Annotated in this window: 16 protein-coding genes and 1 tRNA gene; 9 read left to right on the top strand and 8 right to left on the bottom strand. The window is 72.0% G+C overall.

Going from position 1 to position 22323, the window contains the following annotated elements:
• Positions 1 to 151: 151 nt before the first annotated feature.
• A complete protein-coding gene (locus ACZ49J_RS01125; RefSeq protein ID WP_467457266.1) occupies positions 152 to 1171 on the bottom strand; it encodes a methyltransferase domain-containing protein in 1020 nt (339 codons plus the stop codon).
• A gap of 143 nt (positions 1172 to 1314) precedes the next feature.
• Between ACZ49J_RS01125 and ACZ49J_RS01120 the strand changes: the two genes are divergently transcribed.
• From ACZ49J_RS01120 to ACZ49J_RS01105, 4 genes are all read left to right on the top strand, one after another.
• On the top strand, positions 1315 to 1719 hold the full coding sequence (locus ACZ49J_RS01120; RefSeq protein ID WP_467457268.1) for a globin: 405 nt from the start codon (positions 1315 to 1317) through the stop codon (positions 1717 to 1719).
• Positions 1720 to 1993: 274 nt separating this feature from the next.
• Complete coding sequence (locus ACZ49J_RS01115; protein WP_467457269.1) at positions 1994 to 5302, top strand: FtsX-like permease family protein; 3309 nt, start codon at positions 1994 to 1996, stop codon at positions 5300 to 5302.
• Positions 5303 to 5305: 3 nt separating this feature from the next.
• Positions 5306 to 8134, top strand: a complete 2829-nt coding sequence (locus tag ACZ49J_RS01110; RefSeq protein ID WP_467457270.1) for an FtsX-like permease family protein — start codon at positions 5306 to 5308, stop codon at positions 8132 to 8134.
• Positions 8135 to 8305: 171 nt separating this feature from the next.
• A complete protein-coding gene (locus ACZ49J_RS01105; RefSeq protein WP_467457271.1) occupies positions 8306 to 9301 on the top strand; it encodes an ABC transporter ATP-binding protein in 996 nt (331 codons plus the stop codon).
• 24 nt (positions 9302 to 9325) lie between these two features.
• Here the strand turns inward: ACZ49J_RS01105 and ACZ49J_RS01100 are convergent, their stop codons facing one another.
• The 7 genes from ACZ49J_RS01100 to ACZ49J_RS01070 all read right to left on the bottom strand — a co-directional run bounded on the left by ACZ49J_RS01100 (position 9326) and on the right by ACZ49J_RS01070 (position 18749).
• Positions 9326 to 10018 carry a DUF8185 domain-containing protein gene (locus ACZ49J_RS01100; RefSeq protein WP_467457272.1) on the bottom strand — a complete coding sequence of 231 codons (693 nt, stop codon included), beginning with the start codon at positions 10016 to 10018 and terminating at the stop codon, positions 9326 to 9328.
• Positions 10015 to 10425 carry an acyl-CoA thioesterase gene (locus tag ACZ49J_RS01095; protein ID WP_467457273.1) on the bottom strand — a complete coding sequence of 137 codons (411 nt, stop codon included), beginning with the start codon at positions 10423 to 10425 and terminating at the stop codon, positions 10015 to 10017. Before ACZ49J_RS01095 ends, ACZ49J_RS01100 begins: the two co-directional genes overlap by 4 nt.
• A gap of 2 nt (positions 10426 to 10427) precedes the next feature.
• On the bottom strand, positions 10428 to 12092 hold the full coding sequence (gene ettA / locus ACZ49J_RS01090) for an energy-dependent translational throttle protein EttA (RefSeq protein ID WP_467457275.1): 1665 nt from the start codon (positions 12090 to 12092) through the stop codon (positions 10428 to 10430).
• A 311-nt stretch (positions 12093 to 12403) separates the two neighbouring features.
• Positions 12404 to 13831 (bottom strand): TQXA domain-containing protein, encoded by a 1428-nt coding sequence (locus tag ACZ49J_RS01085; RefSeq protein ID WP_467457276.1) that lies wholly within the window; start codon positions 13829 to 13831, stop codon positions 12404 to 12406.
• A gap of 273 nt (positions 13832 to 14104) precedes the next feature.
• Entirely contained in the window at positions 14105 to 14584 is a 480-nt protein-coding gene (locus ACZ49J_RS01080) for a single-stranded DNA-binding protein (RefSeq protein WP_467457278.1), read from the bottom strand.
• 335 nt (positions 14585 to 14919) lie between these two features.
• Positions 14920 to 17091, bottom strand: coding sequence for a YfjP family GTPase (locus ACZ49J_RS01075; protein WP_467457280.1), 2172 nt, complete (start codon positions 17089 to 17091; stop codon positions 14920 to 14922).
• 5 nt (positions 17092 to 17096) lie between these two features.
• The gene (locus tag ACZ49J_RS01070) at positions 17097 to 18749 is read right to left on the bottom strand and encodes a dynamin family protein (protein WP_467457281.1); all 1653 of its coding nucleotides are present in this window, start codon (positions 18747 to 18749) and stop codon (positions 17097 to 17099) included.
• A 310-nt stretch (positions 18750 to 19059) separates the two neighbouring features.
• Here ACZ49J_RS01070 and ACZ49J_RS01065 point away from each other — a divergent pair.
• From ACZ49J_RS01065 to ACZ49J_RS01045, 5 genes are all read left to right on the top strand, one after another.
• Positions 19060 to 19132, top strand: a tRNA-Arg gene (locus ACZ49J_RS01065).
• A gap of 372 nt (positions 19133 to 19504) precedes the next feature.
• Positions 19505 to 19714: a hypothetical protein gene (locus tag ACZ49J_RS01060; protein ID WP_467457283.1), complete on the top strand. Its 210-nt coding sequence runs from the start codon at positions 19505 to 19507 to the stop codon at positions 19712 to 19714.
• A gap of 157 nt (positions 19715 to 19871) precedes the next feature.
• Complete coding sequence (locus ACZ49J_RS01055) at positions 19872 to 20375, top strand: hypothetical protein (RefSeq protein ID WP_467457284.1); 504 nt, start codon at positions 19872 to 19874, stop codon at positions 20373 to 20375.
• Positions 20372 to 21058, top strand: a complete 687-nt coding sequence (locus tag ACZ49J_RS01050) for a hypothetical protein (RefSeq protein ID WP_467457286.1) — start codon at positions 20372 to 20374, stop codon at positions 21056 to 21058. The genes ACZ49J_RS01055 and ACZ49J_RS01050 overlap by 4 nt, the downstream gene beginning before the upstream one ends.
• Before the next feature lie 50 nt (positions 21059 to 21108).
• Positions 21109 to 22251 (top strand): Fic family protein, encoded by a 1143-nt coding sequence (locus ACZ49J_RS01045; protein WP_467457287.1) that lies wholly within the window; start codon positions 21109 to 21111, stop codon positions 22249 to 22251.
• The last annotated feature ends 72 nt before the right edge of the window (positions 22252 to 22323 follow it).

Below are 22323 nucleotides of genomic sequence, written 5' to 3'. Positions count from 1 at the left end.
GGCCGGACGACTCACGGACCGGCCGGACGACTCACGGACCGGCCGGACGACTCACGGACCGGCCGGACGACTCACGGACCGGCCGGACGACTCACGGACCGGCCGGACGACTCACGGGCCGACCGGACGACTCACGGGCCGACCGGACGACTCACGGGAGGGGCCAGGCGTACGGCCCCTCCGGGTCGTCCAGCCAGGCCCATTCCCGGTCGGCGGTGACCGTGATCCCGAACCGGTCGCGCTCCGGTTGCCCCTCCTGGTCCCACAGCGCGAGCGCCTCGTGCGGATCCAGACTGCCTGCCGTCAGCGCCACCAGGAACCGGAAGAGTTCGTGGTCCCTGGCCCGGCGCGGCAGCCCGCTCACATGGGGACGCATCCGCTCGCGCCCTCCCCCGTCGCCGCGCAACGGCACGAAGTAGGCGGGTGTGCGCAGGAAGCGTCCCTCGGCGTGCCCGGCGTCCCGGACCCGCAGCCGGACCAGGCCCGTGGCCAGGGGCGTGAGGATGCGGGCGCCGGGTGCGCACTGGGCGAGCCAGGCGCGCGGAATCGAGGCCAGTGTGCAGGTGGCGATGATCCGGTCGTACGGGGCGCGTTCGGGCACCCCGCGCGCGCCGTCGCCCGTCACGACGGTCGGGTGGTACCCGGCAGCGGCCAGATGCCTACGCGCCCCCTCGGTGATGTCGGGGTCCAGATCGACCGTGGTGACGAGATCGTCCCCGAGGCGGTACGCGAGCAGGGCCGCGTTGTAGCCGGTGCCGGCGCCGATCTCCAGGACGCGGTTGCCGTCCTCCACCTCCAGCTCGCTCAGCATGTTCGCCATCAGCGAGGGTTGGCTGCTGGAGGAGATCAACTCCCCGTCGCGCAGGCGGGTGGCGAGCGGGACGTCGGTGTACGCGCCGCGCAGCCAGCGCTCACGCCGTCTCGGATCGCGCTCCTCGCCCCAGAGCCGCTCGTACCCGTTGCCACCCGGGCTCCCGGCCCTCGCGGCGGGCGTGGCCGGACCGCCCACGTAGTAGTACGGCACGAAGAGATGGCGGGGGACAGCCCCGAACGCCTCCCGCCACACCGGGTCGGCGTCCCAGGCCCCGCTCGCACCGATCTCGCGCACCAAGGCCGCCCTGGCCTCCGCGGCGAGGTCGTCCAGGTCCCGATCGAGCGTATGTGTGCCCATATATCCACTGTGCTGCGTGATCGGCGCCGAGGCGAGCACCTCGGCAGGGCTATCCGGAACGCGGCTTTTGTCACCGCCTCCAGGTCTTTGTCCGCGGTCCTAGGCCTTGAGTCCTCCGTCACCCCGTCTGAGACCATGGGTGCGTGAAAGAGATTCGGCGCGGCACGCTTCAGGAGCAGACCTTCTACGAGCAGGTCGGCGGCGAGGAGACCTTCCGGCGGCTCGTGCGCCGCTTCTACGAGGGCGTCGCCGAGGACCCACTGCTGCGGCCCATGTACCCGGAGGAGGACCTGGGTCCGGCCGAGGAGCGCCTGACGCTGTTCCTCATCCAGTACTGGGGCGGCCCCACCACGTACAGCGACAACCGCGGACACCCCCGTCTGCGGATGCGCCACGCCCCGTTCACCGTCGACCGGGCCGCGCACGACGCCTGGCTGAAGCACATGCGGGTCGCCGTCGACGAGCTCGGCCTCTCCGAGGAGCACGAGCGCACCCTGTGGAACTACCTCACGTACGCGGCGGCTTCGATGGTGAACACCGCGGGCTGAGGCATGGTGGGCCACGCGGGCTGAGCCCGGTTTCTCTTCCCGGCGCGCTGGACGCACCCGACGCGTTGGGCGCGCTCGACGCACTGGACGCACTCGACGCGTTGGACGCGCTCCACGCGCTGGACGGGCGCATTCCGGTCACACGGCACCGGATTCCGGTCACGATCCGATCAAGTCCGGCTCACAAGCGCTTACCCGCGGTCCCCGCCGTCTGACAACATCACCCCGACACCTCCGGTGACCACGGAGGCGGGGGCGGCTGCCGGGGGGCCGGGTGACGGGGTTCGTGTTACTGCGCGCGCGGGCGCATCGACTGCTGCTCGCCGCCGCGCTGCTCTCCGTTCTGCTGACCACGACGGTGCCCGCGACCCTCACCGCGTACTCGGGCGCGATCGGCGACGCGGCCCTGCGCCACTCCCTCGCCGCCCCTGAGAACGCCGTCGCCACCGCCCTGATCGTCAAGGCGGACGCCCCGTCCGCGAACCGGCGCGCGGCCGCCGACCGTGCCGTACGGGAGGGCGCCCGGCGGATCTTCGACGGCATGCCGGTGACCGTGCGCACGCTTCAGCGGTCCGGCCCGTACGCCCTCCCGCGCTCGCTCCAGCCGCCCGCCGCACGGTCGGGCAACCCCGATCTCACCCACTTCGCGGCCCTGGACCGCACCCAGGTCCGCGTCACCGACGGACGCCTGCCGCGCGTGGGAGGAGGCGGAGGCGGCAGCCGCATCGAGGTGGCCCTGCCGCGGACCGCCGCCGAGCCGCTCGGCCTGAAGCCGGGCGCCCGCCTCACCCTCACCGACCGCTTCCGCGGCCCCGACGTGCGCGTCCTGATCACCGGCCTGTACGAGCCCGAGCGGATCACCGCCCCGTACTGGCAGGTGGACGACCTCGCCGGCCGTGGTGTCCACAAGCTCTCCTTCACGACGTACGGTCCCCTGCTCACCGACCCGTCCGTGCTCGCCGGCGACCGGGTGACCGGCGGTGAGTCCGCCTGGCTCGCCTCCGCGGACTTCTCCACGCTGACGACGGACCGGATCGGCGCGCTGCGGCAGGCGGCCCGTGACGGTACGGCCGCGCTGCGCAAGTCGGGCGCGCTGAGCGGCACCACGGCCACGACGACCTCCCTGCCCGAGGTCCTGGACGACATCGAACGCTCCCTCCTCGTCTCCCGCTCCACCCTGCTGATCGTCGCGCTGCTGCTCGGCATCCTCTCGGCGTACGCGCTGTTCCTGGTGGCCCGGTTGCTGAGCGCCGAACGGGTGGGCGAGACCCGGCTGCTCAGGGCGCGCGGCGGCTCGCCCCGCCGGATCGCGGGGCTCGCCGCCCTGGAGGCGCTGCTGCTCGCGGTGCCCGCAGCGGTCTGCGCGCCGCTGCTCGCCGGGCCGTTGACACGGCTGCTCGCCGAACAGGGAGCGCTGGCACGGATCGGGCTGCGCCTTGACTCCTCCGGCGGAGGCGGGCAGGTGTGGCTGGTCGCGGCGGCGGTGGCGCTGGGGTGTGCGCTGGCGGTGACGGCTCCGGCGCTGACCTCCGGTGCCTTCACGGTGCGGCGGGCCCGCGCCCTGCCCGCCCCGGTGCGCGCGGGGGCCGACGTCGCCCTGCTGCTCGTCGCCGGGGTCGCGTACTGGCAGTTGGACCGCCGCGGCACCGGCGACGGCACGGGCGCCCTCGGCATCGACCCGTTGCTGGTCACGGCCCCCGCCCTCGCCCTGCTCGCCGGCACCGTCCTCACCCTGCGGCTGTTGCCGCTCGTGGCCCGGCTCGCCGAGCGCCGCGCGGCGGCCGGCCGGGGGCTGCCGGGTGCCCTGGCCGGCTGGCAGTTCAGCCGCCGCCCGTCCCGCGGTGCCGGCGCCGTGCTGCTCCTCGTCCTCACGGTCGCCCTGGGAATGCTCGCGATCGGCGAGGGCGCGTCCTGGACCCGCTCGCAGCACGATCAGGCGGATTTCCGGGCCGGTACGGACGTCCGTGTCGTCGCGGGCAGCACGAGCGGCCTCGGCGGCTCCGGGCGCTTCGCGGCCGTCGACGGCGTGCGGGCCTCCGCTCCCGCCGTCCGTACGACCCTGCCGCTGTCCGGCGACCGGACGGCGACCGTCCTGGCCCTGGACACGTCCTCCGCGGCCGGCGGACTGCTGCTGCGGCCTGACCTGGCCGACGAGCAGGTACGGCCTCTGCTGGCGAGCCTCCCGCCGAAAGGGAGGACGGCGGGCGCGCGGCTGCCCGCGGGCTCGACCGAGCTCCGCCTGGCCCTGCGGATCCGCGGCGACCGGAGCGGCGACGCGGCGGACCCGAACGGGGGCGGCGAGAGCACCACGGCGGACGTGACGGCCACGGTGGAGGACCGCCACGGCGTGCCGTACCGGCTCCCCGCCGGCACGCTGGCCGCCGACGGACGGCTCCATGTCCTCACCGTGGACCTCGCCCGCGCGACGGGGGCCCCGACGGGCCGGGCGGCCGAGCCCCTGGCGCTGACCGGCGTGCGGCTGACCATGGAGCAGCCGGTCGGCAGCGCCGGACAACACCGCCTGTCCCTGGAGAAGGTGAGCGCCGTACCCGCCGAAGGACCGGAAGCACCGCTGCCGCTGCCCGCCTCCTGGACCGTCACCTCACGTTCCGACAGCCTGGAGCCCTCACCGGACGACTCCACTCTGCCGACGGCCCCGCGCGTCGAGGAGTCACCACCTGGGACCCTCACGGTGCGCTACGGCACCGGCTACGTGCCCCGCGAATTCTCCTTCGTGCCCGAGACGTTCACGGTCCGCCTCCAGGTGACGCAGCCGCCGGCGTCCGAGGTGACGGGCATCGCCACCGACCGGTTCCTCGCCTCGGCGGGGCTCTCGGGGACCGGGCAGCGGATGGACGTCGCCTTCGGGAACGCGAAAGTGCCGGTACGGATCGTGCGGAGCGTACGGGCACTGCCGACGACCGAGGGGGACGACGACAGCGACGGCGGGGCGCTCCTGGTCGATCTGCGGTCCGTGAACCGCGTGCTGGACGCCCGGGACGGGGACATCGCCGAGCCCACCGAGTGGTGGCTGCGGACGGCGCCGGGCGCGGCCGGGCCGGTGGCCGCAAAGGTGCGGGCACGTCCCGATGTCGACCCCGCGCAGGTCGTCGTACGGGACGAGATCGCGGATCGGCTGCGGGACGACCCGTTCGGGGCGGGTCCGGAAGCCGCGTTCGCCGCGGCGGCCGTGGTCGCGGGCGCGCTGGCCGCGGTCGGTTTCGCGGTGAGCACGGCGGGGTCCCTGCGCGAGCGGACCGACGAGTTCGCGGTTCTGCGCGCGCTGGGCACCCCCCGCCGGCAACTGGCGCGTCTCATCGCCGTCGAACAGGGCGTCCTGGTGGCCCTGGCCCTGACGGTCGGCGTCGCCCTCGGCACCGTCCTGACCCGGGCGGTGATCCCCTTGATCGTCCTCACTCCGCAAGCGACCCGCCCGCTGCCCGGGGTCCTGGTGGAACTGCCCGTCTCCCCCGTGATCCTCCTGCTGGCCGCGGTGACGGCGACCCCGCTCGTGGTCACGGCCGTCCTGGCGGCACGGCGCCCCGACGCGGCCGGCACGCTGCGGCGCCAGGGGGGTGAGTGACGGGTGCGCAGGCGGCCTTCGGTGGTGGCGCCCTGGGTGCGGACCCGGTTGCGGGCCGCACCCGGAGCGGCCTGCGCGCTGGCCCTGCTGGTGGCGTTCACCGCCTGTCTGGCCGCGGCCTTCCCGCGCGCGGTGGACCGGTACCAGGACGCGGGGCTGCGCAGTGCCGTCACCGGGGCCCCCGCCGAGCGGACGACCGTACAGTTCTACGCACCGCAGTCCATGACCGAGATCCCGCCGCAGGAGCGGGAGTCGGTCCTTCGGGCGGACACCATGCGTGAGCACTACGCACGGGTGCTGTCCGCCGTCGAGCGGCCCCTGGTGATCGACCGTGGCCAGTCGTCGTACGGCGTGCGCACCACCAAGCCCGCGGAGGTACTGGACCGTTGGCTGCCGCAGCCCAGCGGGATGCCCGCGCAGATGTCACTCGTCGCGCAGAACGGCCTCGCCGACCACGCCCGGCTGCGCGCGGGGCGCCTGCCGCGCGCCACCGGAACCGTCACCGCCCGCAGCGACGCTGTGGAAGCCGCGGTCACCACCGAGACCGCCGAACGCCTGCGGATCAAGGTGGGTTCGCTGATCCACTTCGTCCGTCCCATGCGGGACCCCCTGACGGTGCGTGTCACCGGCACCGTCACCCCGCGCGAGCCCGAGGGCGCGTACTGGTCGACGCAACCCCTGCTGCGCACCCCTTCCCTGATGCGGAAGCCCGACGCGCCCCCGGGTGCCAACACGTACTGGCTGGGCGCCCTGCTCCTGCCCCCGGACGCGGCACCCGCCCTGCTGGCGACGGAGGGGGGACCCGAGCGCTACTGGCAACTCGCCCCCTCCACCGACTCGTTGCACGCCCGCGACCTGCCGGGCCTCTCCTCGTCGCTCGCCTCGCTCCTGTCGGGGCCCGGACTGCTGAAGGCACGCCAGGCCACCACCGACCCGGGGACCGACGCGAACACCGGCCTGGACGAGGTGTTCCTCTCCCACCAGCGCCTGCGCGACGGCATCGCCCCACTCGTGTCCGTCGCCGCCTACGGCACCGGGACCGTCGCGGCGGTGGTGCTGCTGATGGCGGGCGGCCTCGCCGCGGACCGCCGCCGTACCGAACTCGCCCTGCTGCGGGCCCGCGGCGGCTCCCAGCGCGGCGTCACGGGACGGCTGCTGGCCGAGACGGCGGTGGTTGCGGTCCCCGCGGGCGCGGTCGGCCTCATGGCCGCCCTCCTCGCTCTGCCCACCGCGCGCAGCACGCACGCGGTGGCCGCGGCCGCGACCGTCACACTCCTCGCCTGTGCCGTACTGCCGCTGCGCGCCGCTGCCCGCCACGCGGTCGTACGGGTCCACGGCGCGCGCGAGGACCTGACATCCGTACGTCCCTCACGGCGCCGTACGGTCGCCGAAGTCACGCTGGTGGTCCTCGCGCTGGGCGCGGTCGTGGCGCTGCGGCGGAGCGGGACGGACGGGTCCGGGTCCGCCGGCTCGGGGCTCACCGGAACTTCGGGCGGCTCAGGTGCTGTGGGTTCTCCGGGCGCTTCGGGCGATCAGCTGGTGTCCCTGGCTCCCGTGTTGGTGGGGATCATCGCCGCGCTGGTGCTGGTGCGGCTGTATCCGCTGCCGCTGCGCCGGCTGGCGCGCCGTGTCGGGCGGCTGCGGGGTGCGGTCGGGTACCTGTCGCTGGCCCGAGCCGGCCGCACGTCGGTCTCGGCGGTGCTCCCGCTGCTGGCCCTGCTGACCGCCCTGACCACCGCCACCTTCGGCGGGTCCGTCCTCGCGGGCATCGCCGACGTGCGCGACCGTGCGGCGCTGTCCGCGACCGGCGCGGACGCCCGCGTCGACTCACCGCGGGCACTGCCCGCCGCGCTGCCGGGCCAGGTCCGCCGGAGCCCCGGAGTGCGGGAGGTCAGCCCGGTGAACCTCGCGTACGACGTGACCCCGGACGACGGTGCGGAACCGGTGACGCTGGCCGGCGTCGACCCGGGCTCGTACGCGTCGCTCGCCCGCCGCACCGCTCTCGGCGCGTTCCCCGCGGCCGCGCTGAAGCCCTCGGGTTCGCCCCGGTCGGACGTCCTGCCCGCTCTCGCGTCCCCGTCCCTCGCCGAGCGCTTCGGCGACCGGGCCTTCTCCGTACGGCTGGGGGACGGCAACCTCGTCACCCTCCGGGTCACCGTGGTGCGCGAGACCACTCCGGCCGCTCCGGGCGCGGACTTCCTGGTGGTCGACCGCTCCGCACTCCCCCGCCCCGCCGAGTCCACCGACTCGGTCGCACGCCCGACCACGCTGCTGGTGACCGGCCCCCACGTGAACGGTGCGGCGCTGCGCGAACTGGCCGGCAAGAGTGCCGACGTCCACCTGCGGTCGGAGGCCCGGGCACGCTACGTCGACTCGCCGCTCCAGTCCGGCGCCGAACGCGTCTACACGGTGGCGGTGGCGGCGGGCGCCGGTTACGCGAGCCTGGCCCTGCTGCTGACCCTGATCCGCTCCGCCCCCGAACGCACGGCTCTCCTGGCCCGCCTGCGCACCATGGGCCTCACCCGCGCCCAGGGCCGCCGGCTGCTGATCCTGGAGTCCCTGCCGCAAGCCCTGCTGGCCGCGCTGGGCGGCACCCTCACGGGCTGGGCCGTCGTCGGTCTCCTCTCCCCCGGCATCGACCTGACGGCAGTCGCCCTCGCGACGGCCGCCGACTCCACGCCCGCCGGCGCCCACCTGCGCACGGACCCGTGGTCCCTGCTGCTCCCGGCCCTCGCCGTCGTGACCCTGACGACAGGCGTCGCGGCGGCGCAGGCGTGGTGGACCGGCAGACGGAATTCGGTCAGGGAGCTGAGAGCGGGCGACCCCCGATGACGGCCACGCGCCCCCTGACCGCCGAGCACGAGAGCCCCCGGGCCACCACCGCCGGAGCCGCTCAAGGACCGCCGAGAGAGTCGAGCCGCCCCATGACCGCTGAGGGGGTCGTGCCTCCCCATGACCGCTGAGAGAGTCGAGCCGCCCCATGACCGCTGAGGGAGACGCCCCATGACCACCACGGGCCCCACCTTCGCCGACCTCGCCCACCGCGCGGCCGCCCGGCGCGACCGCCCCGCCTATGGCCACGACGCCCTGATCACCTGTGACCGACTGGTCCGGATCTTCTCCACGGACGGCGTGGAGGTGCAGGCGCTGCAGGGCCTCGACCTCCTCGTCCGCGAGGGTGAGCTGATCGCCCTGGTGGGCGCGTCCGGCAGCGGCAAGTCGACGTTGATGAACATCCTGGCCGGGCTCGACACCCCCACCGCCGGAGCGGCCCGCGTCGCCGGGCGCGACCTGCTGACGATGACCGCCAAGGACCGCCTCCGCTACCGGCGCGAGATCGTCGGCTTCGTCTGGCAGCAGACGTCCCGCAACCTCCTGCCCTATCTGACGGCCGCCCAGAACGTGGCGCTGCCGCTGCAGTTGAGCGGCTCCCGCACCCGCCGCCGAGCCCGGTCCGAACGCGCTCTGGAGCTCCTGGAACTGCTGGAGGTCGCCGACTGCCGCGACCGCCGCCCCCATGAGATGTCGGGCGGACAGCAGCAGCGTGTGGCGATCGCGGTCGCGCTGGCGTGCGACCCGAAGGTGCTGCTGGCCGACGAACCCACCGGCGAACTCGACTCCCACACCGGCGAACAGATCTTCGCCGCCTTCCGCACCGCGAACGAACACCTGGGCACGACCATCGTGATCGTCACCCACGACCAGGCCGTGGCGGGCGAGGTCCGCCGCACGGTCGCCATCCGCGACGGCCGCACCTCGACGGAGGTCCTGCGCCGCACCGAGATCGACGCGGCCACAGGGCAGGAAGCGGTCGTCGCCCGCGAGTACGCCACGCTCGACCGGGCCGGCCGGCTCCAGCTCCCCGCCGAGTACACCGAGGCCCTCGGGATGCGCGACCGCGTCGCCCTGGAACTGGAGCGGGACCACATCGGCGTGTGGCCGGACGACAGCGAGCCCCGAGACGACAGCGAGCCCCGAGACGGCCACGGGAGAACCTGAGCCGAGCACACGGGCACCCGGCGGTCAGCGCACGGTGACGTCCAGCGCCCCGAGTCCCGCCCTGCGCACGGCGATCGACCCGTACGGTGTGCGCAACCTGAGCCACGCGCCGGACGAGAACAGCTTCAACGGCTCCTCACCGGGCCGCTCGGCCGTCCGTGCGGGGCGCAGGAAGCCGAGCGACTGCGCCGCGTGCGCGACCCGTACCGGAAGGCCGGTGTCGCCGATCGGCCGGGACCAGATCTCCCGCCCGATCCGGTCGAGCTCGGCCCGCGTCCGCCGCTCCGGGCCCAGCTCCTGGGTGCGGGACCGGAACTCGGCCACCGCGGCGGCCACCATCGCCCGTACCGCGTCCGGTGCCGGCAGCCCCGGCTCCGCCCGCCAGCCGCCGCGCGGGGGGAGCACCCCCGCCCAGGGCGGGCCGGTGACCGCGGCCGGCACCACCGCGGTGGCCGCCGACTCGTCGATGCCTTCCAGGAGTTCACCCGCGGAGACGGTCACGTCGAGCGTGACGTCGAGTCCGCTCTCGTACGGCTTCGCGAGCCGCACCGCCCGGATCGCGAGGACCTCGAACGACGGCGGTCGCCCGAACACCGCGAGTGTCGTCCCGGTGCCCTTCAGGCGCACCGCCGCCGCCCGGTCGTAGTGGACCAGCCGTCCGAGGAAGGCGGCGAGGTCCGCCGCCTCCCCGTCGTCGGCGAGGTGAAGCGCCGTCATGCCGCGACGGCCTCGTCCTCGTCGTCCATGTACTCCTGGAGGAACTCCCGCTCCTCCAGGGTGATCCGTCGCGGCCGCTGCGCCTCGAAGTCGAACGGCACTATCACCGTCGAGGCCCGGACGTAGACCTGGTCCGGGTCCTTGACCTCGTAGGTCAGCGTGAACGACGCCGCCCTTATCTCCGTGACCCACAGCTCGATGTCCACCGGCGTGTGCCGGTGGACCAGCTGCCGCTTGTAGTCGATCTCATGGCGTGCCACCACGGACCCCTGCTTGAAGTCCTTCTCCGGGCGGAACAGGAAGTCGATACGGGCCTCCTCCAGGTAGCGGAGGAAGACCACGTTGTTGACGTGGCCGTACGCGTCCATGTCCGCCCAGCGCAGCGGGCAGCGGTAGATGTGCCGCAAGATCAGCCCCGGGTCAGCTTCTTGTAGGTGGCACGGTGTGGACGGGCCGCGTCCGGGCCGAGCCGCTCGATCTTGTTCTTCTCGTACGACTCGAAGTTGCCCTCGAACCAGAACCACTTGGATTCGCCCTCGTAGGCGAGGATGTGCGTCGCCACGCGGTCCAGGAACCAGCGGTCGTGGGAGACCACCACGGCGCAGCCGGGGAACTCCAGCAGCGCGTTCTCCAGGGAGGACAGGGTCTCCACGTCGAGGTCGTTGGTCGGCTCGTCGAGGAGCAGCAGGTTGCCGCCCTGCTTCAGCGTCAGCGCCAGGTTCAGACGGTTGCGCTCACCGCCGGAGAGGACCCCGGCCGGCTTCTGCTGGTCCGGGCCCTTGAAGCCGAACGCGGAGACGTACGCGCGCGAGGGCATCTCCACCTGGCCGACGTTGATGTAGTCCAGCTCGTCGGAGACGACCGCCCACAGCGTCTTCTTGGGGTCGATGTTCTCGCGACTCTGGTCGACGTAGGAGATCTTGACGGTCTCGCCGACCTTGATCGTGCCGGAGTCCGGCTTCTCCAGGCCCTGGATCATCTTGAACAGGGTGGTCTTGCCCGCACCGTTCGGGCCGATCACGCCCACGATGCCGTTGCGCGGGAGGGTGAACGACAGGTCGTCGATCAGGACCTTCTCACCGAAGGCCTTGTTGAGGTTGTTCACCTCGACGACGACGTTGCCCAGGCGCGGCCCCGGCGGGATCTGGATCTCCTCGAAGTCCAGCTTCCGCATCTTCTCGGCCTCGGCCGCCATCTCCTCGTAGCGGGCCAGACGCGCCTTGGACTTGGCCTGCCGCCCCTTGGCGTTGGAGCGGACCCACTCCAGCTCCTCCTTGAGGCGCTTGGCGCGCTTGGCGTCCTTCTGGCCCTCGACCTTCAGGCGAGTCTGCTTGGTCTCCAGGTACGTGGAGTAGTTGCCCTCGTACGGGTAGGCGCGGCCCCGGTCGAGCTCCAGGATCCACTCGGCGACGTTGTCCAGGAAGTACCGGTCGTGGGTGATGGCCACGACGGTGCCCGCGTACTTGGCCAGGTGCTGCTCCAGCCAGTTCACGGACTCCGCGTCGAGGTGGTTGGTGGGCTCGTCGAGGAGCAGCAGGTCGGGCTGCTCCAGCAGGAGCTTGCAGAGCGCGACGCGGCGCTTCTCACCACCGGAGAGGGTGGTGACGGGCCAGTCGCCGGGCGGGCAGCCCAGGGCGTCCATGGCCTGCTCCAGCTGGGAGTCCAGGTCCCACGCGTTGGCGTGGTCAAGGTCTTCCTGGAGCTTGCCCATCTCCTCCATCAGCGCGTCGGTGTACTCGGTCGCCATCTGCTCGGCGATCTCGTTGAACCGGTCGAGCTTGCCCTTGATCTCGGCGACACCCTCCTGGACGTTCTCCAGGACGGTCTTCTCCTCGTTCAGCGGGGGCTCCTGCAGCAGGATGCCGACGCTGTAACCGGGCGAGAGGAACGCGTCACCGTTCGAGGGCTGCTCGAGACCAGCCATGATCTTGAGGACGGTCGACTTACCGGCGCCGTTCGGACCGACCACACCGATCTTCGCGCCGGGCAGGAAGTTCAGCGAGACGTCGTCAAGGATCACCTTGTCGCCGTGCGCCTTGCGCGTCTTGCGCATGGTGTAGATGTACTCAGCCAAGAGAAACCGTCCGGCAGCTTGAAATCTGGCAGTGGGCAGTACCACCCATCTTGCCGCACGGCCAGCCCTCGACGGAAACCGAATGGTGGAGGCCCCGGGAGCGCTCGCTCCGGGCGAACGACGCGGCCCCGGGCGCCTGGGAGGCGTACCGGGGCCGCTTGCTCGCGTGGGTCACCGCGCGGTCACTCACTGTTGAGTTGCCAAGGATCAGTCCTGCTCATCAGCCGCGATCATCACCTGTCCATCAGGCCCGGTCATCAGCCCTGGCCGCCAGTCCTGCTCGGGCGTCCCTCGACCGTGTGAGGTTGTCCTCACTCCTGCGTGGGCGCCCTCTTCTGGCGGACCAGGAGCATCGCGCCGCCGACCACGACCAGGACGATCGCCACGCCCGCGATCAGCAGGGTCGCGTCGGAGCTGCCCGTCTCTGCGAGGTCGGTGCCCGTGGCCGACGCGGCGCCCGCAGTCGCGGGGCTCGGCTCGCTGAGTGTCTGAACCGAGTCGCCGAACGCGGCCGCCTCGGTCTCGGTCGCGCAGTCGAGCACGCCCTTGATCTGCTGCTCGAAACCGTTGGGCCCTCTGATCGTGAAGTCGTACGGCTGGTCCTCCTGCAGCGGGACCGTCACCGTCTCGGTCGTACCGGCGTCGATCGTGTGCCTGATGCCCATGAGCTCGAAGGTGAAGGGCTCGTCCCCCTCGTTGGCCGCCCTGATGTCGACGCCCCCGGCGGCGCAGTTCTTCTGGGCGGACAGCGCGGGTATCGGGCCCTTCCCCGCCCAGTGCGCACGCGCCACGGCGGAGACCGTCGACTCGCTGGAGCCCGCGAGGATCTGCGTCTGGCTGCGGGTCTCGGAGGTGAAGGCTCGGCCGACGGGCACGGTGGTGGAGGCCTGCAGGGTCAGTTCGGCCGAGCCCGCCGCGGCCTTCTCGGGGACGTCGAAGTACAGCCGGCTGCCGTTGGCCGCGGAGGTCACGACCTTGCCGTTCTCGTCGACGACCTTCACCCCGTCCGCCGTCGCCGCCGCGGGCGGCGTGACCGTCACCGAGTCGGCGTTGGTGCGCACCGTGACCGGGCCGAGCTTCTCGCCGGTGCGGCCGGAGCCCGCCGACGGGTCGAGGGTCAGTGAGGCTTCGGGCTCCGCCAGGTTCCGCGCGCTCTTCTGGAGGTAGTCCGCGAGCTTCTCCGCCTGGGGGTCGACAGCCTCCACGTCGGCACCGTCCGAGTAGCGCCAGATGGCGACCTGCGTGCCGGCCGCGGCGTCCTGTTCGGTGAGGCCGGCCGCTCCTGCCTTCCCGGCGAGCGCCGCGAGATCGTTGACCTGAGGGTAGGAGTTCTGGAGGATCCAGCGGATCCTGCCCGCGTCCTTGTTGCCCTCCAGCGACGTGCCGCTCCACGAGGTCTCGTGGTACCTGGCGTCCCGCTGTGTCGGGTTGAGCAGGTCGACACCGTAGGTCTGCAGCATTCCGCCGTCCTCGACGGACATCTCGAACAGCCCCGCGGGGACCTGCTGGTCCCCGCCGTCCTCGCGGATCACGGCGGTCCCGTAGGTCTTCAGGCCGGTCATCGTCGCGGTCGCGCCGCCGGGGCCCTGCGGAGTGTCCTCGGCGACGGCCGTGCCCGCGGTGGTGAGCACACCCGCCACGACGAGCCCGGACGTCAGTGCCGCGGCAGCGAGACGAGCGGCCCCTGGCCGCCTGCCTGTTCGCCTGCGAGCGGACAACGCAGAGAACACAGAAAACACAGAATTCCCCTTCGAGCAGGACCCGTTGGCATGTGGGGGGTGGGTCCCACATCAGCATCATCAGCCCCGTGAGCTATCCCGGCATCCTAGGGACGTGGCGCACCCGCTCCTGACTGTCAGCTCATCGGATAACCGATCCGACTCGGAATCGTTATCGCGCACACAGTCTTTGAGCTGCGCTTATCCATTTTTTCTAACGGACTGTTCGTAACGCAGTCACCGATTGGCGCGATAAGCCACAGTCCGGTCAGGTCGGTCCTTTCCCGGCTGACGTCAGGTCACCCCCGCGGGCTCCGGCTGTACTTGGGTCACGGCGGCCGGGCGACTCGCGGGCGGTGTCTCCCAGTTGGGCTCGGGCTGGGCGGGCGCCGGGGCCGGCGCCCCCGTCTCTCCCCTCGATGCGCGGCGGAACGCCGACGTACCGCGCGCGAGATCATGCCCGATCGCCACCGCGTCGATGTCCGCCCAGGTACGGCTCTCCCCCTGCTCCGTACGTTCGGTCCGCACCCTCAGCCGGCCCTGGACGACGACCGGATCGCCCAGCGACACGGACGAGGCCACGTTGGCCGCGAGTGTCCGCCTGGCCCACACCGTGAAGAAGTTGGTGTGGCCGTCCGTCCACTCGTTCCTCTCCCGGTCCAGGTACCGCGACGTCACCGCCAGCCGGAACCGGGCCGACGTGCCCGTGGCCGTCTCCTTGCACACCGGCTGGGTGGCCACGTTCCCCACCACGCACAGCGTCGTCTCGTTCATCGCGAACCCCTCCTTCGCCCGGCGCCCATGCCGGGACGACACGCGTACGGGCCCCTCCCGTACGGCTGCGTCTGCCGCGGTGACCGCGTCCGGTGCGGTCGCCGCGGGATCAGACTGCCTCCGCCGGACCGGGCCCGCTGAGCGCTGTGCACAACCTGTGGACTGTGGACATCTCCGCCACCCGGAAGGGTGAACTCTCCGTGCCCGAAGGGCCGTTTCTCCATCCCCACAGCCGGGACGACCCCATCACCCAACCCGCGAGTGCCCCCACCGCACCGCGGCGAGGGCCTCACCACACGCCCGCGAGTGCCCTAACCACACGGCCGCGAGTGCCCTCACCGCATGCCCGTGGCCGTCCCCAGCACCCGGCTGTACTGCTCACGCACCTCCTGGTACCGCAGCAGCTCCGCCGCCACGGGATCCAGCACCCGCGCCCGCCCGCACCCGGCGGCCGCCTCCCGCAGTCTCCGTTCCGCTTCGAGCCCGTACCGCCGTGCCGGACCGCGCGCCGCCAGCCTGCTGCTCCACTCGACGGCCGGACCACCGACGATGCCCATCGACATCAACAGCACCGGCACGCCGATGTTGGGCACCATGACGCCGATGATCTGCCCCACCAGCCACAGCCCGCCGATGACCTGGAGAATCGTCATGGACGCCTGGGCGAGTACGGCGACCGGCCACCAGCCCGGCCTGGGCGGCCTCCCCTGCGGCGCCCCGGCGCGCGCCGCCAGCTCGTCCAGCGCCTCGGGCAGCCCCTGGGCGCCGCGTACGGCCGCCTCGCGCACGGCCTGGGCCCAGGGAGCGGGCAGCCCGGAGGCGGCCCGTTCGGACACGGTGCGCACTGCCTGTTCGACGCGCTGTCGCGCGGTGGCCTCCTCGTCCACCGGCGTGCGCGGGGCCAGCCGCCCGGTCGGGGGGTCGTAGCGGTCCTCGAACCACCGCCACAACCGCAGCCAGGGCGTCCCGCACGCGCGGTTCGCGTTGCGCAGCCACGCGCGCTCGGCCGCCTCACCCGCCGCGGTGGCGCCCACGGCGTCCGCGAGCCGGTCGGCGAACTCGTCGCGGGCCTCCTCACTGAGCCCGGTGCGCAGCCCGGTCGCGTACACGGGCCGCAGGCGCCACGCGGCCGCGTCCAGGTCGGCGGAGATGCGGCGGGCCGCGGCGCCCCGTTCCGCCACGAACTGGCCGAGCGCCTCCCGCAGCTCCCCGACGCCCTCCCCGGTGAGCGCGGACAGCGCGAGCACGGTCGCGCCCGGTTCGCCGTACTCCCCGAGCGCGATCCCGTCCTCGTCGAGCAGCCTGCGCAGGTCGTCGAGAACCTGGTGGGCCGCCTCCCCGGGGAGCCGGTCAACCTGGTTGAGGACGATGAACATGACCTCGGCGTGCCCCGCCATGGGCCGCAGATAGCGCTCATGGAGCATGGCGTCGGCGTACTTCTCCGGATCGACGACCCAGATGACCGCGTCCACGAGCGCCAGGACGCGGTCCACCTGCTCGCGGTGCTGCACGGCCGCGGAGTCGTGATCGGGCAGGTCCACCAGGACCAGCCCGCGCAGCGACTCGCTGTCCGGGCTCTGGATGGGACGCCTGCGCAGCCGTCCCGGGATGCCGAGCCGGTCGATGAGCGTGGCCGCGCCGTCGCTCCAGCTGCACGCGATGGGCGCGGCCGTCGTGGGCCTGCGGACACCGGTCTCCGAGATGGTCACCCCGGCGAGCGCGTTGAAGAGCATCGACTTGCCGCTGCCGGTGGCGCCCGCGATGGCGACCACGGTGTGCTGCCCGGAGAGCCTGCGGCGCGCCGCCGCCTCGTCCAGGACACGCCCCGCCTCGGCCAGTGTCCTGCTGTCCAGCCGCGTCCGGGAGAGCCCCACCAGTTCACGCAGCGCGTCGAGCCGCGACCGCAGCCTCCCGTCGTACGCGAGAGGGAGCACCGCCTGCGGCGCGGGGAGCCGTGTCTCCGCGGCCGCGGCCTGCTCGGCGGCCTCCTCCTCGGACATGCGCCTGGCGATCAGGCCGTCGTCCCAGTCGCCACCCGCGGGCTCGGCGTCGCGGTCCGCGGAAGCGGGTGGACGGGTGTCCGCGGGAGGCTCGGTACGGGCTCTCGAGCGGACTCTCCTGCGAAATCGCTCCAGCACGGAGTCGTCGTCCAACGCGGACGCGTCGTCGTCGAACGCGGACGTGTCGTCGTCCGACGCGGACGTGTCGTCGTCGTGCACGCGCGCGTGCGCCGTGTGCTCGCCCTCTCCAGGGCCAGCGTTCTCTCGGGCGCCGTCTGCCGGCCGGCCGCCCTTGGATGCGCCCTCCACGGGGACCCCGTTTCCCGAAGAGCTCTCCCCGGGGAGGGCGTTTTCGGGATCGCCATCCTTGGAGGACCGCTCGGAAGCCGTGTGGGCGGCCTTCTCCGAGGCGTCGCCCGAGGGCTCACCGGAGGGTGTGCCGGAGGCCCCTTCGGAGCCTTCGCCCCCCGTGTGGTCGGCATCCGTGCGGTCAGTGACGGCAGTCACCGCGGTCACCTCTCCTTCTGCAGTACGGACAGCGCGGCGATGAGTTCGGCCTGGGGCTCCGGGTGCACGTCGAGCGCGTCGAGTGGGGCGAGGCGGCGCTCACGCTCGGCGTGCAGCGCCTGGTCGAGGTACTCGGTGAGCAGCCGCCCGCCCCGGTCACGCAGCCGGAGCGCCCGGTGAGCGCCGATCCGCTCCGCGAGGCCCTCTCCCGCGGACCGCGCCCGGCGCCCGCCCAGGAGAGCGGTGGCCACGAGCGCGGCCACCGCCTCGGCTTCGGGCGCGATGCTCCGGTCGAGGTCGCGCACCTCGTCCTCGGCGTACTCCTCCAGAACGCGCCGCCAGCGCCGTACGACCATCCCGACGCGGTGTTCCGCGCTGTCGGGCGCTCCGTCGCGTCCGGTCAGCCCCGGAGCCTGCGCGGCCGGCTCGCGCCGCCAGACCTCGTCGACGCGCTCGTCGGCGGCGGTGACGGCGCACACCAACAGCGCGCAGAGGCTCTCCACGAGAGCGTCGAGGAGTTCACCGGCGGTGCAGTCGAGCGGATAGCTGCGCCACCGCTTGAGCGCGTCCCCGGCGAGCACCGCCCCGGACTGCAGGCGCGTCCTCACGCGCGCGTGCTCGCTGTCGTACGCCGCCTCGACGGCCGTGGTGAGCCGGAGCGCGGCGGCGTACTGTGCGGCGGCCGCACTGGCCAGCTCGGGCATGCGCACCCTCAGCGAGTCGAGGACTCCGTGGGCCGTACGGGCCATCGCCTGGTTCCTGGCCCCCGGATCGGTCACCTGGTGGATGAGCCAGGTACGCAGCGGTGCGACGGCGGTGGCCGGCAACAGCCCGCCGCCCCACGCGGACTCGGGCAGCTCCGGCACGGTGAACCGGGGGACCTCGCCGAGCCCGGCCTTGGCGAGCAGCGCCCCGTACTGCCGTGACACCTCGGACACCACCTGGTGGGGCACCCGGTCGAGGACGGTCACGAGCGTCGCCCTGTGCTCCTTGGCGGTGCGCAGCAGATGCCACGGCACAGCGTCGGCGTACCGGGCGGCCGTGGTGACCATGATCCAGATGTCCGCCGCGGAGATCAGCTCGGCGGCCAGGTTGCGGCTCTCGGCGACCAGGGAGTCGATGTCGGGCGCGTCGAGGAGCGCGAGCCCGGGCGGGAGGGTCTCGACGGTCTCGATCCGCAGGACCCGCTCGTCGTCCCTGCCGGCGGGGCCCCTGCCCGCGGGGCCCCTGCCGACTGGGTCCCTGCCGGCGGGGAAGGACTCGCTCCCCGGCTCCTGATGGGGCACCCACGCGCGCGTGAGGTTGGGCAGCACCCGCATCCCGCTGAACCAGTGATGGTCCTCGGGGTGACACACGAGCACGGGGTTGCGCGTGGTGGGCCGCAGCACGCCCGCCTCACTCACCCGCCGGCCCACCAGCGAGTTGACGAGGGTCGACTTGCCGGCCCCCGTGGAGCCCCCCACGACGGCCAGCAACGGTGCTTCGGGCTCCCTCAGACGGGGCACCAAGTAGTCGTCGAGCTGTGCGAGCAGTTCGTCGCGGTTGGCACGCGCGCGTGGGGCCCCCGCCAGAGGCAACGGAAAGCGCACGGCGGCGACACGATCGCGCAGCGCGGAGAGTGCGTCGAGCAGCTGAGGCCGTACGTCCAAGGTCACCACATGCGAAGAATGCCCAATTTTACGGCCATTCGGAAGCATATGAGCATGTCAGCGCGCCGACGGAACACAAGGGACGGAAGGGACTACTGGGACGCAGGCATAACGAGTGCACAACACCCGATGCGCGAGACGCCAAAAGCGATGCACGATTCGTACCTGCCTGCGATTATCAGGACCGCTTCACCGAACCTCCACATTGAGTCACGGAGGCGAAGCAACAGGGACAAGGAGCGGGGAGCCCTATCCTTGTCCCCGGCGACGTCACGGATCAGCCCACACCAGGGCACCACGACACAGGCCACCACACCCGGCCCCCGTAGCTCAGTGGATAGAGCAGGCGCCTTCTAAGCGCTTGGCCGCAGGTTCGAGTCCTGCCGGGGGCGCACCTTTACGCAGGTCAGAGCCTGTTTTTAGCCCTTCACGAGATCACTCACGGAGGGCTTTCGCTGGCCGCGAGGGCATTTCGTCAGGTTATGCACCCTCGATTGGGATGCCGCATCCCGCATACGTCCCCCGGCTGGGCCACCAACGCACGCCTCACCGCCACTAGCCTGAGAGTAACTGCTGGTCAGAGTCATTCTGATCGGCTATAGGCAACAACAGGGCAGGCGCCAAAACGGCACCTGCCCTTTTCTTCGGGCTGGCTGGAACCACCCCGCGCAAGTCCGCACGCGGCGGCGCGGAAGTACATTCGGGACCCCAGCGAGCCACACGATGCGGATGCGGCCGTTGGGCTACGTGAGGGGCGGGGAGCCATGGTCGGAGCTTCGACGGTCCATGGGGGCCAGTTCGGTGAGCCGGTGCGCTTCGAACGGAACGCCCCCTACTGGGACGGGGTCGCCGCCGGCGCCAACACCCCCGCCACCCTCAACTTCGGCGATGGCGCCAAGGACCCCGGCGGCCGGGTGTCCGACGCGACCCTCTGCCCGGACACGGACCACGGCCGCCGGATCCGGGGCTGGTGACAGAGCAGCACACGCACAAGGCCCTACGCGGCCCAAGGCCGGCGGGCCAGCCCCTCGCTGACGCCCATCACCACGCCGGGGTGCCTTTATCTACTCATGGCCGTCCCCGCCACGGCCACCCCACATGAGACCGGAGGACAGAGTGAACGCAGTCGAGATGCGTGAAGTGGAAGACCTGCTCAGGGACCTCATCAGGTCCGCCGGACTCGACTGGCTGCTCGACGAGCTTGACGAGGCCATCGCCACGGGTGTCGCGGAGGAGAAGCTCCTTCAGCGCCGCCGCGGCACGTCCGCCGAGGAATACGAAGCACTCGCCGTCGCGGACGTGGGCACTGACACCTTCCACAGGTCCCTCAAGCGCGGGGCGTCCGTGGTGGTCACCACCCGCCCCATGAGCGCCCGCGAGCGTACGGAGTTGCACCTCGACGCGCTGCGCCGGCTGTTCTTGGAACTGCCCGAGATCGAAGCGGAAACCCTCAAGATCGTGAACACCGAGGATGATCCGCACCGCGCCCCCGTGCGCAGCGTGCGGTTCGTCCCCGACGAGGAACTCACCGGGCGCCGCGACCAGACCCATGAAGTCGCCGCCCGCCTTTCTGAAGACACTCGCGCACATCTTCAGAACCTGTTCCGCGAGGCTCGCGAGGAGATCAGCCGATGAGCGCCGTCAACACCCTGCTCCACGAGATCCAGACCCTGCTCGCCGGCCCTGGGGTCTCCTACACCTCCGCATCTCAGCCCTGGGACGTCTACGAGGGCTACCTCTTCTCCCTGGCAACCTCCACCGCGAGCAGCCTGGGAGCCTCCGTCCACTACAGGGATGTCGATGGGAACGTCGTCAACAATCTGGTGTTCCGCACGAGCCCCGGCCAGCTCTACAGCACCACACATCCGTACACCCACGCCGTGGTGGAATTCGACCGCGCCCCGGCCCTGGAGGTGCACCTCGGCGTCCAGGTCCAGGGAAACTCCGGCGTGCTGCACGAGTGCGACGTCCTGATCCTGCCCGCCGACGAGGCGGCGCTCTCACGGCAGATCCGCATGGCACCGCGAGGCAACAAGTGCCTGCTGGCCATCGAGTGCAAGTACTACACGGCCAGCCGGGTCGGCATCGGCCACGCGCGCAATTTCGAAGGGCTGCACAGTGACCTGAGGACTGCCCGGAACCTGTTCGTCTCCAACACGGGAGCGTCGAGCGTGGTCAAGTACCTTTCCGCCCGCAAGCGCGGATACGAGAGGGAAGTCGTGCCGGCCAATGTCAACACGGTCGGCTACACGCGTGGCCAGATCCGCGAGGCGTTCAAGATCTACCTCGGCAAGACCGCTCCGTCCACGGTGATCTGATTCAGGCGACCACGCTTGACTTAATGACACAATTATCATGTCATGGAGCCGTGCTATACGCGACTCCTTCCCTGGACGCGGACGACCAGCGGGCCCTCGACGAGATCGAGAACATGCGCCGATCGCTGCGCCACATGCTCCGGGCCACCCCGCGCTGGACCCGCCAGCTGCGCCGCAACCTCACCGCGCGCGCGATCGCCGGATCGACCACCATCGAGGGATACGTCGCGACGGTCGACGACGTGGAAGCCCTCATGTCCGGCGAGGAACCCCTGGAGACCGGGGAGAAGACACGTGCTGAGCTGGAGGGCTACCAGCGTGGCATGACCTACATCCAGGCCCTCGCCGACGCCGGTGACGACTTCCGCTACGACACCGGCCTGCTCAACGGCCTGCACTTCATGCTCCAGGGCCACCACCTCGACAAGCGACCCGGTCGCTGGCGCGACGGTCCCGTCTACGTCACCAGCCCCGACGACCCACTGGTCCCGGCCTACACCGCACCGGACCAGGCGGACGTTCCCGCGCTGATGTCGGAGTTCATCGATTGGCTCAACGAGGGAGACCTCGACGCACCTGTCCACGTCCGCGCATCCATGGCCCACCTCAATCTCGTCAAGATCCACCCGTGGAAGGACGGCAACGGGCGCATGTCCCGCGCCCTGTCCACCCTCGTGTTCTCCCGCGAGGCCCTGATGCCGCCCGAGTTCTCCTCCATCGAGGAGTGGCTCGGCCGGGGACAGAACACCTACGCCTACTACCAGGTCCTGGAGGACGTGGGCGGCCCGCAGTGGAGTCCGGAGCGGGACACTAGGCCCTGGATCCGGTTCTGCCTGACCGCTCACCACCGCCAGGCCCAGCAAGCCCAGCGCCGCTTCGACGTGATGTCGCGGGCCTGGACTCGCCTGGCCGAAAGCGTCGAAGCAGCCGGCCTGGACGAGCGGGTGGTCTATGCCCTGCTGCCCGCCTTCTCGGACGCGAAGGTCCGCCGCACTGTGTACCAACAGGACGCTGACCTCAGTGACCAGCAAGCAATCCGTGACATCCGTGAGCTCGTGGCCCGTGGCTGGCTCGTCCCCCACGGCAAGGCCCGGGCCCGCTACTACGCCCCAGGCCCCCTCTTGGACCCGGTCCGGGAAGAGGTCCGCCAGTCCATGGAGCCATACACGGATCCCTACCGACGTACTCAATGACCGTGCACGCTCCTGGCGCCACTGAGTTGTGCTACGCCGCCGCGGCTTCCAGCGCCGAAAGCCTTTGCGCTG

Source organism: Streptomyces sp. NPDC030840, from assembly GCF_055572015.1.
The sequence above is the reverse complement of the archived record's forward strand: the minus strand, read 5'-3'. Positions and strand labels throughout refer to the sequence as shown.